Here is a 14948-nt window from a genome sequence, read left to right on the forward strand (position 1 = left end):
GCGCCGGGGGCTCAACGCCCGCGCAGCGCCCCCACTTCCGGCGCACGCCAGGCCGCGGCGGCCTTGTCGAGCACGCCATTGACGTAGGTATGGCCGTGTTCGGAGCCGAAGCGCTTGACGGTCTTGAGCGCCTCGTCGATCACCACCCGGTAGGGCACGTCGATGCGGTGCTGCAACTCGTAGGCGGCAATGCGCAGCATCGCGCGCTCGATCGGATCGACCTCGTCGATGCCGCGGTCGAGGAACGGCGCAAGCGCTGCGTCGAGTTCGCGGTAGCGCGCGCCCACGCCGTGCACCAGATCCTCGAAGTACGCCAGATCGGCGACTTCCTTGGCCTGTTCGTGCGCGAACTGGGCGACGATCTCGCGCGGTTCGGTGCCCGACATCTGCATCGCGTAGATGGCCTGCAGCGCGCGGCGGCGTGCACGCGAACGCAGCACGGGGTCGACGCCATGGGGCTTGCGGGTCTGGTTCATCCGATCTTGTCCAGCAGGTTGCTCATTTCGATGGCGACCAGCGCCGCCTCCTCGCCCTTGTTGCCGTGGACGCCGCCGGCGCGCTTCTCCGCGTCGCCGTGGGTCTCCACCGCCAGCACGCCGTTGGCGACCGGCACGCCGCTGTCGAGCGCGACGCGCATCAGCGCCTCGCTGCAGCCGTCGGCGACCTGTTCGTAGTGGCGCGTGTCACCACGCACCACGCAGCCCAGGGCCAGCAGCGCGGTATATCGGCCCGCGCCGGCCAGGCGCGCGCAGACGACCGGAATCTCCCAGGCGCCCGGCACGCGGATCACGTCGACCGCGTCCTCGGCGACGCCATGGTCGGCGAACGCGGCGCGCGCGCCGGCCACCAGGGCATCGGTGATCTTCGGGTTCCAGCGGCTGGCGACGATCGCGTAGCGCGCGCCGGCCGGGGCGCGCAGGTCGCCTTCGATGTGGCTCATGGGCATGGGGTCTTGCGCAGGGCCGTCCAGTTTACCGCGCGTCATGCCCCGACGTATTCCACGACCTCGAGCCCGTAGCCGGCAAGGCCCACCTGCTTGCGCGGCGTGCCCAGCACGCGCAGCCGGCCGAGGCCGAGGTCGGCGAGAATCTGCGCGCCGGCGCCGTTCCGCCGCCACTGGCCGACATCCTTGTCCTTGCCCGGGGGCCGCACCACCGCTTCCTTGCGCAGCTTCGCCAGCAGGGCCTCGGAATCGCGCGGCGCCGACAGCACCACCATCACGCCGCGGCCTTCGGCGGCGATCGCCCGCAGCGCATCGCTGCCGGCGATGCCGAAATCGTCGCGGCGCCAGTGCAGCAGATCGGCCAGCGGATTCTCCACCTGGACGCGGACCAGCGTCGGTGTCTGCGCGTCCGGCGTGCCGCGGACCAGCGCGAAATGCAGGTCATGGGCGATGCGGTCGCGGTAGGTCACGAGCCTGAAGGGGCCGAACTCGGTGTCGATCTCGCGCTCGTCGATGCGCTCGACGGTGTGCTCGGTGGCGAGACGGTAGGCGATGAGGTCGGCGATCGAGCCCATCTTCAGGCCGTGCTCGCGGGCGAAGGCTTCCAGCTCCGGGCGACGGGCCATGCTGCCGTCGGGATTGAGGATCTCGACCAGCACCCCGGCCGGCTCCAGGCCCGCGAGCATCGCCAGGTCCACGCCGGCTTCGGTATGCCCGGCGCGGGTCAGCACGCCACCGGGCTGGGCGACCAGCGGGAAGATGTGGCCGGGCTGGTGCAGATCCTCGGGCCTGGCATTGGCCTTCACCGCGGTGCGGATCGTATGCGCGCGGTCGTGCGCCGAGATGCCGGTGGTCACGCCCTCGGCGGCCTCGATGCTGACGGTGAAGTTCGTCTGGAACTGCGCGGTGTTCGCGCGGACCATCGGCGCCAGTCCGAGCTGCGCAGCGCGGCTCGGCGTGACCGGCAGGCAGACCAGGCCGCGGCCGTGGGTGACCATGAAATTGATGTCCGACGGCTTGACCAGCTCGGCGGCCATGATCAGGTCGCCTTCGTTCTCGCGGTCCTCGTCGTCGACGATGACCACCATGCGGCCCTGGCGGATCTCTTCCAGCAGTTCGGGGACCGGGGCGAAGTTCATGCCTGCGCTCCCGCCGGCACCACGCCACTGGCGAGCAGCCGCTCCACGTAACGGGCGACCAGGTCCACTTCCAGGTTCACCCCGTCGCCGACGGCCGTGCTTGCGAACGCCGTGTGGGCAACGGTGTGCGGCACCAGCGCGACCTCCAGGCCCGTGGCGTCCACGGCATTGACCGTCAGGCTGACGCCATCGACGCAGATCGAGCCCTTCTGGGCGATGTACTTCAGCAGCGCGGCCGGCACTTCGAAGCGCCAGCGCTGCGCGCGGGCATCGTCGTGGATCGAGGCCACGCGGCCGACGCCATCGACATGACCGCTGACCAGATGGCCGCCGAGGCGATCGGTCGGGCGCATCGCGCGCTCCAGGTTCAGCGCGCGGCCCGGAACGAGTGCGCCCAGCGTGGTCAGCGACAACGTTTCGGTCGAGGCATCGGCCTCGAAATGCGCGTCGTCGAAGTCGACCACGGTCAGGCACACGCCATTGACCGCGATGCTCTCGCCCATCGCCACGCCCTCGAAGGGCAATGTGCCGACCGCGATGCGCAGCCGCGCGTCGCCGCCACGCGATTCGATGGAAACCAGGCGTCCGACGCCCTCGATCAGTCCGGTGAACATGTCGCTGCCTCCGTCCGCGCGGCACCCGCGCGGTCAAGCGAGAAGGGAACGGTCCGGGACGCGACAGCGTGCGCGGCCGTTCGGCCACGCATGAGGTCGTCTTCTCGCATCCGGACTCTGACCGTCGGCTCCGGATTTCGACCGGATCTGCTGACCCGCCGGCAGCTGCCGGCGGCGCTCGCGGGCTCGCGCGTCGCCGCGCCTACCGCCGGTGGGGACTTCCACCCCGCCCCGAAGACATTCGATTGATGCCGGCACGCCGGCCCGCGCATTCTAGCAGCGCCGCTCGCGCTGCCTCCCGCGCCCGGCGGGATGCTTCATTGCAGGGACAGCGGAGCCGCAAGCCCGGCGTACGTGAAGCTCGATCCCGGCCCCGGGAAAGCGAGCAGGAGGCGGGAGCCGGCAAGCGCCTTACAGCCGGGGCCCGCCGCCGGTCGAAACCCTTGGCTGCCTGGCCATCGAAACTCGATTCCGGCGCACTGGTCGCGTGCCCACCGCCGACTGCGGCACATCATTCAGACAGCGGGACGGAGCAGGATCCTGAAGTCGTCACCGATCCGGCGCGTGTCGACAGTCTCCAGATGCAGCCGCTGCGCCATCGATTCGATGCCGAGGCCGTCGAACATCGGCCGGCCGCGTTCGCCCAGCAAGACCGGGGCGATGTAGAGCAGGAGTTCGTCGACGAGTCCGGCGCGCAGGAACGCGCCCGACAGCGTCGCGCCCGCCTCGACCTGGACCTCGTTGATGCCGCCCTCGGCCAGCGCTGCGAGGACCGCCTGCAGATCGAGCTGGCCGTCGGCCCCGCGCGCGACGGCGAGGCGAGGCGCCGCGAAGCCCTGCGGCGGCTTGGCATCGCGGGCATGCACATAGAGCGTCGGCGCGGCGCCATCGCGCACATTGCCGCGCGCGATCGTCGCCAGGCCCGCGTCCAGCACGACGCGCAGCGGCGGGGCGAACGGCGCCTCCGGCTCGAGGCGCACGGTGAGCCGGGGGTCGTCGGCCAGCACCGTGCCGCTGCCGGTCAGCAGCGCGCCGGCGCGGGCGCGCCAGCGCATCACGTCCCGGCGCGAGGCCGCGCCGGTGATCCATTTCGAATCGCCATTGGCCATCGCGGTGCGGCCATCGAGGCTGCAGCCGAGCTTGACCCGCAGCCAGGGCCGTCCGCGCTCGATGCGCGAAAGAAAGCCACGGTTGAGCGCGCGCGCCTGCGGCTCCATCAGGCCGGACGCCACCTCGACGCCGGCCGCCCGCAGCCGGTCGAACCCGGCCCCGTCGACCTGCGGAAACGGATCGCGCATCGCCGCGACCACGCGCGAGACACCCGCCGCGATCAGCGCGTCCGCGCAGGGCCCGGTGCTTCCGGTATGCGCGCAGGGCTCGAGCGTCACGTAAGCGGTCGCGCCCCGCGCACGTTCACCGGCCGCCTGCAATGCGACCACCTCGGCGTGGGGGCCGCCCTTGTGCACGTGGAAGCCTTCGCCGACAGGCTCGCCCGCCGCGACCAGCACGCAGCCGACCATCGGGTTGGGACGAGTGGTCCAGGCCCCCCGCTCGGCCAGATACAGCGCGCGGGCCATGAAACGGTGGTCGTCGGCGGTGAAGTCGGTCATGCGCAATCCTCGAATCGATGGGGCCGCCGGTTCGCATCCTGCCCGGAAGGGGGCCGATCCGGGATGGCGGGCGCACGTGCCGGCGAAAGTGCGCCCGGGCATGCCTCGCCCAGGGCTGGTCAGGCCGGGGCGTGATGCGGGGCCAGGTCCGCTGCCGGACCGGGAAGCCGTCCCGACCCGATGCGACAGCCCTTCACCGCGCGCGTGGCAGGCACCAACGAGCGGAGCGTTCAGCGCTTGCGCGGTCCCTTGACCGGGGTCGCGGCGGCGCCCTCGAGCAGCGGCAACTGACCATCGCCCGGCAGCTCGCGCTCGAGCCGGTCGAGCTCCTCGCGGAAATCGGCCACGTCCTCGAACGCGCGGTACACGGAGGCGAAGCGCACGAAGCCGACGTGGTCGAGCTTGCGCAGCTCGGCGATCACGAACTCGCCGACCCGCCGCGAGGACACCTCGCGCTCGGCGGTCATGCGCAGCTGGTGGACGACCGCGCGCACCGTCGCTTCGATCTGCTCCTCGGAGACCGGGCGCTTGTGCAGCGCGCGGTCCATGCTCAGGCGCAGCTTGCGCGCATCGAACGGCTCACGCCGGCCGTCGCCCTTGATGATCGTCGGCAGCTTGAGCTCGATCGTCTCCAGCGTGCTGAAACGCTCCCCGCAGGCCTCGCATTCGCGCCGCCGACGGATGGTCGCGCCGTCCTCGGACACGCGCGAGTCGATCACGCGCGTGTCGGTGCTCTGGCAGAAAGGGCAATGCATGCGTCAGTCCGTCAGCCGGTGGCGCGCCGTGGCGCTCAGCCGTAGACCGGGTACTTCGCGCACTGCGCGGCGACCTTGTCGCGCACCGCGGCGATGACGCTCTCGTCGGCCGGCGCGTCGAGCACGTCGCAGATCCAGTGGGCGAGTTCGGCGCAATCGGCCTCGGTGTAACCGCGCGTGGTCACCGCCGGCGTGCCCAGGCGCAGGCCCGAGGTCACGAAGGGCTTGCGCGGATCGTTGGGCACGGAGTTCTTGTTGACCGTGATGTGGGCGCGGCCGAGCGCTTCTTCCGCGTCCTTGCCGCTGACGTCCTTGCCGATCATGTCGACCAGCATCAGGTGGTTCTCGGTGCCGCCGGAGACGATCTTGTAGCCGCGCTCGATGATGACCTTCGCCATCGCCTGGGCGTTCTTCACCACCTGCTGCTGGTAGGCCTTGAACTCCGGCGCCAGCGCTTCCTTGAACGCGACCGCCTTGGCCGCGATCACGTGCATCAGCGGGCCGCCCTGGATGCCGGGGAACACGATCGACTGCAGCTTCTTGGCGATCTCGTCGAACTGCTCGCCGGCGCCCTGCCTGCTGGCGACGATGACGCCGCCGCGCGGGCCACGCAGGGTCTTGTGCGTGGTCGAGGTGACGACGTGCGCATGCGGCGCGGGGTTGGGATACACGCCGGCGGCGACCAGGCCTGCGACATGCGCCATGTCGACGAACAGATACGCGCCCACCTTGTCGGCGATGCTGCGGAAACGCGCCCAATCGATGACCTGCGAATACGCCGAGAAACCCGCGACGACCATCTTCGGCTTGTGTTCGACGGCCAGACGCTCGACCTCGTCGTAGTCGATCAGGCCGGCATCGTTCACGCCGTACTGCACCGCGTTGAACAGCTTGCCGGATGCGTTGACCTTGGCGCCGTGGGTCAGGTGGCCGCCATGCGCCAGCGACATGCCCAGGATGGTGTCGCCGGGCTGCAGCAGGGCGAAATAGACGGCCTGGTTGGCCTGCGAACCCGAATGCGGCTGCACGTTGGCGTAGTCCGCATCGAAGAGCTGCTTGAGGCGGTCGATCGCGAGCTGCTCGGCAATGTCGACGTATTCGCAGCCACCGTAGTAGCGCTTGCCCGGATAGCCCTCGGCGTACTTGTTGGTCAGCTGGCTGCCCTGCGCCTCCATCACCAGCGCGCTGCAGTAGTTCTCCGAGGCGATCAGCTCGACATGATCCTCCTGGCGGCGGGTCTCGTCGGCGATGGCCTTGGCGAGGTCGGGATCAAAGCTTTCGAGACGGGCGTCGCGCTGGAACATCGAGGGCTCCGGAGAGGGGGTCGGCGGGCCCGCCATTGTAGCGCCCGGCCACCGGCGGCGCCGGCCCGGCCGCCTCCGACCCGCTATAATCGCCCCATTCCCCTCGAGACCCGACGCCGCCCGACCGGGCCCCGGCGCGGGTCGGTGCAACCGGAGCCCCCATGTCGCAATACATCTACACCATGAACCGCGTGTCCAAGGTGGTCCCGCCGAAGCGGCAGATCATCAAGGACATCTCGCTGTCGTTCTTCCCCGGCGCGAAGATCGGCCTGCTCGGCCTGAACGGCTCGGGCAAGTCGACGGTGCTGCGCATCATGGCCGGCGTCGATACCGATTTCGAAGGCGAGGCGCGCCCGCAGCCGGGCATCAAGGTCGGCTACCTGGCGCAGGAGCCGCAGCTCGATCCCGAGATGACCGTGCGCGAAGCCGTCGAGGAAGGCGTAGGTGAAGTGCTGCAGGCCCAGGCCGCGCTCGACAAGATCTACGACGCCTACGCCGAGGAAGGCGCCGATTTCGACGCACTCGCCAAGGAACAGGAGCGGCTGGAGGCGATCCTCGCCGCCGGCGACGCACACACGCTTGAAAACCAGCTGGAAGTCGCTGCCGACGCGCTGCGCCTGCCGCCGTGGGACGCGATCGTGGGCAAGCTGTCGGGTGGCGAGAAGCGCCGTGTGGCGCTGTGCCGCCTGCTGCTGCAGAAGCCGGACATGCTGCTGCTCGACGAACCGACCAACCATCTCGACGCCGAATCGGTGGAATGGCTGGAGCAGTTCCTCGCCCGCTACACCGGCACCGTGGTCGCGGTCACCCATGACCGCTACTTCCTCGACAACGCCGCCGAGTGGATCCTCGAACTCGACCGTGGCCGCGGCATTCCGTGGAAGGGCAACTACACCGAGTGGCTGACGCAGAAGGACGAGCGCCTCAAGCAGGAAGACAACCAGGAAAAGTCGCGCCAGAAGGCGATCCAGAAGGAGCTGGAATGGTCGCGCCAGAACGCCAAGGGCGGCCGCACCAAGGGCAAGGCCCGTCTGGCCCGCCTGGAAGAACTGCAGTCGGTGGATTACCAGAAGCGCAACGAGACCAACGAACTGTTCATCCCGCCGGGCGAGCGCCTGGGCAACGCGGTGATGGAGTTCAAGAACGTCTCCAAGAAGTTCGGCGACCGCCTGCTGATCGACAACCTGTCGATGATCGTCCCGCCGGGCGCGATCGTCGGCATCATCGGTCCCAACGGCGCGGGTAAATCCACGTTGTTCAAGATGATCACCGGGCAGGAGAAGCCGGACTCGGGCGAGATCGTGGTCGGCCCGACCGTGCAGCTGTCGTATGTCGACCAGAGCCGCGATGCGCTCGAGGGCAACCACAACGTCTTCCAGGAAATCTCCGGCGGCCTCGACATCCTCAACATCAACGGCACCGAGATCCAGTCGCGCGCCTACATCGGCCGCTTCAACTTCAAGGGCCAGGACCAGCAGAAGCTGGTCGGTTCGCTGTCGGGTGGTGAGCGCGGTCGCCTGCACATGGCCAAGACCCTGCTGCAGGGCGGCAACGTGCTGCTGCTCGACGAACCGTCGAACGATCTCGACATCGAGACCCTGCGTGCGCTCGAGGACGCGCTGCTGGAATTCCCCGGCAATACCTTCGTGATCTCGCATGACCGCTGGTTCCTCGACCGCATCGCCACGCACATCCTCGCGTTCGAAGGCGACAGCCACGTCGAGTTCTTCCCCGGCAACTACCGCGAGTACGAAGAAGACAAGCGCCGCCGCATGGGCGACGACGCCGGTCCGAAGCGTCTGCGGTTCAAGGCGCTGAAGTAAGCGTCCGGAGAGAGTCGAGCCCCTCTCCCTCTGGGAGAGGGGTTGGGGTGAGGGCAGCGCGGACAACCGGGAGCCACACATGACCATCCAGACCCTGGAAGAACTCGAAGGCCTCAAGCGCGCCGGTGCACTCGTGGCGCGCATCCTGTCGACGATGCGCGATCACGCGCTGGCCGGCACCACGCCGTGCGAACTCGACGGCATCGGCGCGGACATGCTGTGCGTGGCCGGCGCTCAATCCGCCCCGGTGCTGACCTACGGTTTTCCGGCCGCGACCTGCATCAGCGTCAACCGCGTGGTCGCGCACGGCATCCCGGACGCGACGCCGCTGCGCGATGGCGATCTGGTCAATATCGATGTCTCTGCCGAACTCGATGGGTTCTTCGCCGATACCGGCGCCAGCTTCGTCGTCGGCACCGCGAGCGCGGCGCAGCAGCGCCTGCTCGATGCGACGCGCGAAGCGCGCCACGCAGCCATTGCCCAGCTGCGCGCCGGCGAACTGCTCAGCGGCGTCGGCCGCACCATCGAGACCGTCGCCGCGCGCCGCGGCTTCCGCATCATCCGCAACCTGCAGAGCCATGGCGTCGGTCGTGCGCTGCACGAATCACCCGGCTCGATTCCCGGCTACTTCGATCGTCGCGACACCCGGCGCCTGCACGACGGCATGGTGATCACCGTCGAGCCGTTCCTGGCCACCCATGTCACGCGCACCGAAGATCTGGACGACGGCTGGTCGCTGGCCTGCCGCAGAGGCTATGGCGCGCAGTTCGAACACACCGTCGTCGTCACCCGCGGCGCACCGATCATCGTCACCTGAGGCACGCACCATGACGCACACCTTCATGCAGGCGCTGCGCGCGCGCTGGCAGTCCGCCGACACGCTCGTCTGCGTCGGCCTGGATCCCGAACCGGCGAAGTTTCCCGCGCGTTTCGCGAACGATCCCGATGCGGTGTTCGCGTTCTGCCGCGACATCGCCGATGCGACCGCCGAATACGCCTGCGCGTTCAAGCCGCAGATCGCGCACTTCGCGGCGCTCGGCGCCGAGGATGCGCTGCAGCGACTGATCTCCCATCTGCACGCCGCGCATCCCGGCGTACCGGTGATCCTCGACGCCAAGCGCGGCGACATCGGCAGCACTGCGCAGCGCTACGTCACCGAGGCCTTCGAACGCTTCGAGGCCGATGCGGTAACCGTGAATCCCTACCTCGGCCGCGACTCGGCGCAGCCGTTCCTCGAGCGCAGCGAAAAGGGCGTGGTGGTCCTGTGCCGCACGTCGAACCCGGGCGCGGCCGACCTGCAGGATCTGCCGGTCGCCCATGCCGGCAGCACGCGCCCGCTCTACCAGCACGTCGCCGAGACCATCGCGCGTGAATGGAACGGCCACGGCAACGTGTCGCTGGTCGTCGGCGCGACCTGGCCCGGGCAGCTGCGCGAAGTCCGCGCCATTGTCGGCGACATGCCGTTCCTGGTGCCGGGTGTCGGCGCGCAGGGCGGCGATGTCGAGGCCGTAGTGAAGAATGCGAAGACCACGGACGGCACCGGCCTGATGGTCAGCTCCTCGCGCGCGATCCTCTACGCGTCCAACGGCGACGACTACGCCGAGGCAGCCGCGCGCGAGGCGCGCACGTTGCGGGATGCGATCAACGGGCATCGCTGAGGGCGCGCGCCCCGTCACCCGACCGCGGAGGCGGCGAGCCGACGGCGACCGCCGACCGTCGGCACGCGAGTGTCCAGGCAGCCGACACGACCGGCAGCCGATGGCAACTACCGGCCCGGTGCGGCCAGTCGGGCGCCCCGCTCATCGAAGCGCCCCACGGTTCGCGGTCAGGGTGTGACGGCAGCCGATGACCCGGCAGTGACGAATGCGCGCACGTCCGCGGCAAGCGCGGCGCGGCTGCCCACGCCGATGTAGGGCATGTGCCCGGATGCGTAGGTGCGCGTGACGACGCGTGCCGGGTCCATGCCCGACAGTGCAACCGCCTGGTCCGCGGCGCCGACGGTGGTCACCAGATCGTAATGGCCGGTGGCCACGAGCACGCGCAGGGCGGGATTTCGACGCATCGCAATGGCCAGAGACAATGCGTGATTCTCCTGAAGCGGCGGTCGGCCCTTCCAGAAACGGGCATTGATGCGGCGGAACTCGATCGCGTTGTAGGCCCGAGCGGTGTGAACCCCCAGCGTGTCGCGCAGATGCGTCTGCAGCGTGGCGACGTACAGCGGGACGTACTGCCCCATCGCCGGATCGTCGGCGACGGGATCGCCGCCTGACGCAGTCAGAGGCAGGGTGAAGCGTGCGTCGTAGGCGCCGACCTGCAGGCCGGCATCGCCCAGCACCTCGCGTCCGAAGGTCGGCGCATCCATGCGCAGATCGCGCGCGAGCCAGCGCGCGGCGTCGATGCCGGTCAGCGCGGCCAGTTCGGCAGCCACGGCAGCGCGGTCGTCTTCCGGCAGTCGAGAACCCGCGAACAGCGCCTGCAGATACGGGCCTTCGGCGAACGTACGGGCGCGGGCGACATGCGCCTCGAGCGTGGCGTCCTGCGGCACGGCCCGGTGGTACCACGCCGTGGCCGCCCAACTCGGGAGGCCGGTCACCGCGGCGAGTTCCGGGGCGGGACGGCTGCCGTCCATCGACTGGCCCAGCAGCATCACGCCGTTGAGCGTGATGCCGTCCATGCGTCCGCTGCCGGTCGGCCCACCGGCCAGCAGACGGGCCAGCTCGGCGGCGCGCACCGTGCCGTAGCTTTCGCCCATGAGATAGCGCGGGCTGGCTTGCCGGCCATGGCGCCGCAGCCAGTCGCCGATGAAACGCGCAACCGCATCCGCATCCTCGCGGACGCCGAACACGCGTTCCGCATTGGCCTCGCCGAACACGCGCGCATAGCCGGTGCCCGGCGGATCGATCAGCACAACGTCGGCCACGTCGAGCGGCGACTCCCGATTGTCGACCAGCACGAACGGCGGCGCGGTCGGCGGTCGGATCTCCGCATCGCCCGCCTGTGTGCCGTAGTCCGGGCGCTTCGGCCCGAGGATGCCCATGTGCAACCAGAGCGACGCGGAGCCGGGACCGCCGTTGAACGCGAAGATCACCGGACGCGCCATATCGGCACCATCGGCGAGATAGCTGGTAGCGAAGATCGATGCGATCGTCGCGCCGCCGGCATCGCGCAGCGGCCATTCCTCGACGACGCTACGGTAGCGCAGCGCTCGACCGTTGAAACGGCCCCGGTGCCGGCGTTCGACGCTCGGCATCAGCGGCGTGCCCGCAGGTACAACGACGGCGTCGGATGCAACGGGCGCCGTGACAGGCGACGCGTCGGACGCGACTGCCCCAACGCCGGCACCGGCCAGAACCAGCATCGCGCCAACGCCCCAGGCGTAAACGCCGACAGCCCGCGTGCGCATTACGGCGCCGCCACGAAGGTACGCAGGTCGTCGGCGAACTGCGCCGGAATACTCTCGATCGTGTACGGCATATGCCCGAAATGTAGTTGAGCGTGTGCACCCGGTCCAGTGGGCAGCCCGAATGCGCGACTGCTTGCCCGGACGTGGTCATGCACGCGCGAGACGCCGCTACCAGCCGGCCCGTGAGCCCGCAGGCTGCGGCGCGATCAGGCGACCGCGTCGGCCGGCAGTCCGAATACCTGCCGCAGATACGCAAGATAGGCCGGGTCGTCGCACATGCCCTTGCCTGGCGAATCACTGAGCTTGGCCACCGGCTGGCCGTTGCAGCGGACCATCTTGATCACGATGTTCAACGGCGTCGGACCCAGATCGTTGGTCAGATGCGTGCCGACACCGAAGGCCAGCTTGCAGCGGCCACGGAAGTAGGCATGCAGACGCTTCACCTTGTCGATGTCGAGGCCGTCGCTGAAGACCAGGATCTTGCTTGCCGGATCGACGCGGTTGTGCGCGAAGTGCTCGAGCATGCGGTCGCCCCAGACGAAGGGATCGCCCGAGTCATGGCGCACGCCGTCGAAGAGTTTGCAGAAGTACATGTCGAAATCGCGCAGGAACGCGTCCAGGCCGACGACATCCGACAGCGCGATGCCCAGGTCCCCGCGATATTCGTGCGCCCACGACTCCAGCGCCGCAACCTGCGAATCACGCAGCCGCGGGCCCAGCGCCTGGAAGGCCTGCAGGTATTCGTGCGCCATCGTGCCGTGCGGCGTCATCCCGTAAAGGCGCGCGAAGTGGACGTTGCTGGTGCCGACGAACTGGTCGCCCAGTGCATCGCGCAGCAGCGGCAGCATGTGCCCATGCCAATGCAGCGAATAGCGCCGACGCGTGCCGTAGTCGGCGATCCGGCACTCCTCGTAGCCGGGAACGTCGCGCAGCAACGCGGCCTTCGCCTGCAGGCGCCGCACGCCTTCGCCGAAATCGGGCTGCGTGGTGTTGCGGAACCAGACCTCGTTGATGATCGCCAGCAGCGGCACTTCGAACAGGATCGTGTGCAGCCACGGCCCGGTGATCTCGAGCTCGATCTCGCCCGGGACGTCGCGGGACGGGCGCAACACGATGTACTTGCGGTCGAGATAGAACAGGCCGAGAAAGTCGGCGAAGTCCGGCTTGATGAAGCGCAGCGCGCGGACGTAGGCCAGCTCGTCCGCAGTGAACCGCAGCGCGCACAGCGCATCGATCTCGGCATCGATCTCATCGATGTAACGGGCCAGATCGATACCGGGCGTCCGGCATTTGAAGCGGTACCGCACGACCGCGCCCGGATGCTGGTGCAGCACGGCCTGCATCATCGTGAATTTGTACAGATCGGTATCGAGCAGCGAGGCGACCGTAGCCATCGTTCAGACCCCTGCCTGGGATACGCGGCGCAACACCGCGAGCGGAAAGCGTGTCCAGATCATCGCCCACACGGCGACGCGCACCGGCCAGGCCCGACGGTCCGCCTCGAAACGCCGGAAATAGCGCCACAGGCCGCGGTGCTTGTGCCATTCGACGAACACCGGGCGCGCGCGACTGGACACGCCGCGCACGTGCAGGACCGCGATGTCGTTGGCGACCGCCACCACCGCGCCCGCTTCGCGAACGCGCCGGCACAGGTCCAGGTCCTCGGCATGCAGGCGGTAGCTGGTGTCGAATCCGCCGACACGGTCGAACAGCGTGCGCGGCAGCAGCATCAACGCGCCGGACACCGCCGGTACGCGCTGCAGGGCCTGCGCGGGGTCGCGCGGCACTGCCAGGACGCGCGCGGCAGACGCGCGCAGCATCGCCGCGAAGTCGGGGTCGCGGCGGCGCGCGGCGGGATCACGTACGCCGTCCTCGCCCACCAGCTCGGTTCCGAGCAGGCAGGGTGCATCGAGCGTGGCGGCGTGCCTGCGCAGGCGCATGAGCGTGTCCGCATCGACCAGGCAATCTGGATTGACGAATGCGATCCACGCCGCATCGGCATCGCGTGCGCCCAGGTTGCAGGCCACCGCGAAGCCGGGATTGTCGGGATTGCCGATGAAGCGCAGGCGCGGATCCAGCGAGGCATGGCGCTGCACGATGGCGAGCGTCGAGTCGCTGGAGGCGTTGTCGACAACCCGGATCTGCGCCACGCCTTCAGCCGCGCGCAGCCGCGCCAAGCACCCGTCCAGCGTGCTGGCGCTCTGGTGGGTAACGACGACGGCGACGATGTCGGGCGAGGCGGCGGCTGCGGTCACTTCGTCGGCGGGGGCTGCGGCGGGAGGGACATTGTCCGCCACACCGGGGGCGTCGTGGGTCCCCGTGCGTTCCATCGCCGGTCCGGGCTCCCGCTACGCGGGGTTCGCTCATGCTGCCGGCAGCGAGGCGGAGTCCGGGCTGGCCGTGGCGTGGGCCGGCTTGAACCCGTCATCCGCGCCGCCGGCCTCTCTCCCTTCCGCTTCGGCGGCGGAAAGCGGCGTCGGCGGACGAACCGGGTCCACCGTCTCTTCATGGAACAACTGCTGCTGGGCCGGCGCGTGTTCGAGGGCATCGAATCCGCGCTGCAGGGCGATCCGGGTCGCGTGCAGCGGGTCCTGCATCAGGAACGTCGCCAGTCGCGAGTGCCAGGACGGCCAGCGAACGCCAAGCGCATCCATGTCGCCATCGGCCGGGCCGCCCTCGCCGCCGCGCGCGACGAACGCGGTCTCGCACAGCGCATTGCGCCAGCCCAGGCCCGCCATGCGCAGCGACAGGTCGATCAACGCCGCATACCAGGAGCGGTAACTCGATGCATCCAGCCCGCCGGCCTTGCGCCGCGCATTTCCACGCAGCAGAACCGCATGGCCAACGGCGGCCGGCAGTTCCGGATACAGCGGCGGCAGCGCCTGGCAGGCGCGGGCCAGGCGGGCGGGATCGTCCTGCACGGGATTGATCTCGCCGATCCGCGGCCAGGCAGCGGCTTCGCCGGCATTGCACCACGGCGTGGCCGTGGCGATGGAGGCGTCACCGGCGAAACAGCGGGCGAGCGCATTCGCCCAGCCCGGCGCGGGCATCGCGTCGGGCGCAAGCACGATGACGTCCGCATCGCCGCAGGCGCGGAGCACGTCGTCGAGATGCGCGACCTCTCCGATCGAGCGCTGGCGGCAGGTGTAGTCGGCCTGCAGTGGCGTGCTGGCGAGCCAGCGCTGCACGATCTGCGCGCCGCGCGGGCCGATGCGCGCATCGTCGGCGAGCCAGATCCGGGTGCCCGCCGGCGTGCCGGCATCGAGCGCGGCGAGACACGCATCGAGCGCGTCGTCGTCGTGCCCGACCGGCAGCAGGATCACCGGCAGCTCAGCCATGCGCAGCGCCTCCGTGCAC

The 14948-nt window shown here is 69.6% G+C and carries 14 protein-coding genes and 1 riboswitch; of the genes, 3 read left to right on the forward strand and 11 right to left on the reverse strand.

What is annotated here, in order from left to right; genetic code table 11:
• Positions 1 to 11: 11 nt before the first annotated feature.
• The 7 genes from nusB to glyA form a co-directional block, all read right to left on the reverse strand.
• On the reverse strand, positions 12 to 476 hold the full coding sequence (gene nusB, locus EGK76_RS12295) for a transcription antitermination factor NusB (protein WP_096297239.1): 465 nt from the start codon (positions 474 to 476) through the stop codon (positions 12 to 14).
• Positions 473 to 940 (reverse strand): 6,7-dimethyl-8-ribityllumazine synthase, encoded by a 468-nt coding sequence (gene ribH / locus EGK76_RS12300; protein WP_096297238.1) that lies wholly within the window; start codon positions 938 to 940, stop codon positions 473 to 475. The genes nusB and ribH overlap by 4 nt, the downstream gene beginning before the upstream one ends.
• A 41-nt stretch (positions 941 to 981) precedes the next feature.
• Positions 982 to 2082, reverse strand: a complete 1101-nt coding sequence (gene ribB, locus EGK76_RS12305) for a 3,4-dihydroxy-2-butanone-4-phosphate synthase (protein WP_096297237.1) — start codon at positions 2080 to 2082, stop codon at positions 982 to 984.
• Positions 2079 to 2696, reverse strand: a complete 618-nt coding sequence (locus EGK76_RS12310; RefSeq protein ID WP_096297236.1) for a riboflavin synthase — start codon at positions 2694 to 2696, stop codon at positions 2079 to 2081. Before EGK76_RS12310 ends, ribB begins: the two co-directional genes overlap by 4 nt.
• 94 nt (positions 2697 to 2790) lie before the next feature.
• A riboswitch (FMN riboswitch) is annotated at positions 2791 to 2939 on the reverse strand.
• Between the two features lie 272 nt (positions 2940 to 3211).
• Positions 3212 to 4306 (reverse strand): bifunctional diaminohydroxyphosphoribosylaminopyrimidine deaminase/5-amino-6-(5-phosphoribosylamino)uracil reductase RibD, encoded by a 1095-nt coding sequence (gene ribD / locus EGK76_RS12315; RefSeq protein ID WP_096297235.1) that lies wholly within the window; start codon positions 4304 to 4306, stop codon positions 3212 to 3214.
• A 230-nt stretch (positions 4307 to 4536) separates the two neighbouring features.
• Entirely contained in the window at positions 4537 to 5061 is a 525-nt protein-coding gene (nrdR, locus tag EGK76_RS12320; RefSeq protein WP_096297234.1) for a transcriptional regulator NrdR, read from the reverse strand.
• A 35-nt stretch (positions 5062 to 5096) separates the two neighbouring features.
• On the reverse strand, positions 5097 to 6365 hold the full coding sequence (glyA, locus tag EGK76_RS12325; protein ID WP_096297233.1) for a serine hydroxymethyltransferase: 1269 nt from the start codon (positions 6363 to 6365) through the stop codon (positions 5097 to 5099).
• 161 nt (positions 6366 to 6526) lie between these two features.
• On the opposite strand from glyA, the gene ettA reads away from it, so the two are divergent.
• The 3 genes from ettA to pyrF all read left to right on the forward strand — a co-directional run bounded on the left by ettA (position 6527) and on the right by pyrF (position 9846).
• A complete protein-coding gene (ettA, locus tag EGK76_RS12330; RefSeq protein WP_096297232.1) occupies positions 6527 to 8188 on the forward strand; it encodes an energy-dependent translational throttle protein EttA in 1662 nt (553 codons plus the stop codon).
• 79 nt (positions 8189 to 8267) lie between these two features.
• Entirely contained in the window at positions 8268 to 9005 is a 738-nt protein-coding gene (gene map, locus EGK76_RS12335) for a type I methionyl aminopeptidase (RefSeq protein WP_096297231.1), read from the forward strand.
• A 10-nt stretch (positions 9006 to 9015) separates the two neighbouring features.
• Positions 9016 to 9846, forward strand: a complete 831-nt coding sequence (pyrF, locus tag EGK76_RS12340) for an orotidine-5'-phosphate decarboxylase (RefSeq protein WP_123832807.1) — start codon at positions 9016 to 9018, stop codon at positions 9844 to 9846.
• A gap of 167 nt (positions 9847 to 10013) precedes the next feature.
• Here the strand turns inward: pyrF and EGK76_RS12345 are convergent, their stop codons facing one another.
• The 4 genes from EGK76_RS12345 to EGK76_RS12360 all read right to left on the reverse strand — a co-directional run bounded on the left by EGK76_RS12345 (position 10014) and on the right by EGK76_RS12360 (position 14929).
• Positions 10014 to 11438: a hypothetical protein gene (locus EGK76_RS12345; RefSeq protein WP_199730907.1), complete on the reverse strand. Its 1425-nt coding sequence runs from the start codon at positions 11436 to 11438 to the stop codon at positions 10014 to 10016.
• A gap of 359 nt (positions 11439 to 11797) precedes the next feature.
• Positions 11798 to 12985: a nicotinate phosphoribosyltransferase gene (pncB, locus tag EGK76_RS12350; protein WP_123832808.1), complete on the reverse strand. Its 1188-nt coding sequence runs from the start codon at positions 12983 to 12985 to the stop codon at positions 11798 to 11800.
• Positions 12986 to 12988: 3 nt separating this feature from the next.
• The gene (locus EGK76_RS12355; RefSeq protein WP_123832809.1) at positions 12989 to 13921 is read right to left on the reverse strand and encodes a glycosyltransferase family 2 protein; all 933 of its coding nucleotides are present in this window, start codon (positions 13919 to 13921) and stop codon (positions 12989 to 12991) included.
• 33 nt (positions 13922 to 13954) lie between these two features.
• Positions 13955 to 14929, reverse strand: a complete 975-nt coding sequence (locus EGK76_RS12360; RefSeq protein ID WP_233580293.1) for a glycosyltransferase — start codon at positions 14927 to 14929, stop codon at positions 13955 to 13957.
• Positions 14930 to 14948 lie beyond the last annotated feature (19 nt).

The sequence above is a fragment of the Luteimonas sp. 100069 genome, from assembly GCF_003813845.1.
GTDB lineage: Bacteria > Pseudomonadota > Gammaproteobacteria > Xanthomonadales > Xanthomonadaceae > Luteimonas > Luteimonas chenhongjianii.

Excerpts from the sequence above, each read along its gene's own strand:
- glyA (WP_096297233.1), bottom strand. The coding sequence starts at position 6,365 with ATGTTCCAGCGCGACGCCCGTCTCGAAAGCTTTGATCCCGACCTCGCC.
- ribD (WP_096297235.1), bottom strand. The coding sequence starts at position 4,306 with ATGACCGACTTCACCGCCGACGACCACCGTTTCATGGCCCGCGCGCTG.
- nusB (WP_096297239.1), bottom strand. The coding sequence starts at position 476 with ATGAACCAGACCCGCAAGCCCCATGGCGTCGACCCCGTGCTGCGTTCG.
- EGK76_RS12310 (WP_096297236.1), bottom strand. The coding sequence starts at position 2,696 with ATGTTCACCGGACTGATCGAGGGCGTCGGACGCCTGGTTTCCATCGAA.
- ribB (WP_096297237.1), bottom strand. The coding sequence starts at position 2,082 with ATGAACTTCGCCCCGGTCCCCGAACTGCTGGAAGAGATCCGCCAGGGC.
- ettA (WP_096297232.1), top strand. The coding sequence starts at position 6,527 with ATGTCGCAATACATCTACACCATGAACCGCGTGTCCAAGGTGGTCCCG.
- pyrF (WP_123832807.1), top strand. The coding sequence starts at position 9,016 with ATGACGCACACCTTCATGCAGGCGCTGCGCGCGCGCTGGCAGTCCGCC.
- EGK76_RS12360 (WP_233580293.1), bottom strand. The coding sequence starts at position 14,929 with ATGGCTGAGCTGCCGGTGATCCTGCTGCCGGTCGGGCACGACGACGAC.
- nrdR (WP_096297234.1), bottom strand. The coding sequence starts at position 5,061 with ATGCATTGCCCTTTCTGCCAGAGCACCGACACGCGCGTGATCGACTCG.
- pncB (WP_123832808.1), bottom strand. The coding sequence starts at position 12,985 with ATGGCTACGGTCGCCTCGCTGCTCGATACCGATCTGTACAAATTCACG.
- EGK76_RS12345 (WP_199730907.1), bottom strand. The coding sequence starts at position 11,438 with ATGCCGAGCGTCGAACGCCGGCACCGGGGCCGTTTCAACGGTCGAGCG.
- map (WP_096297231.1), top strand. The coding sequence starts at position 8,268 with ATGACCATCCAGACCCTGGAAGAACTCGAAGGCCTCAAGCGCGCCGGT.
- EGK76_RS12355 (WP_123832809.1), bottom strand. The coding sequence starts at position 13,921 with ATGGAACGCACGGGGACCCACGACGCCCCCGGTGTGGCGGACAATGTC.
- ribH (WP_096297238.1), bottom strand. The coding sequence starts at position 940 with ATGAGCCACATCGAAGGCGACCTGCGCGCCCCGGCCGGCGCGCGCTAC.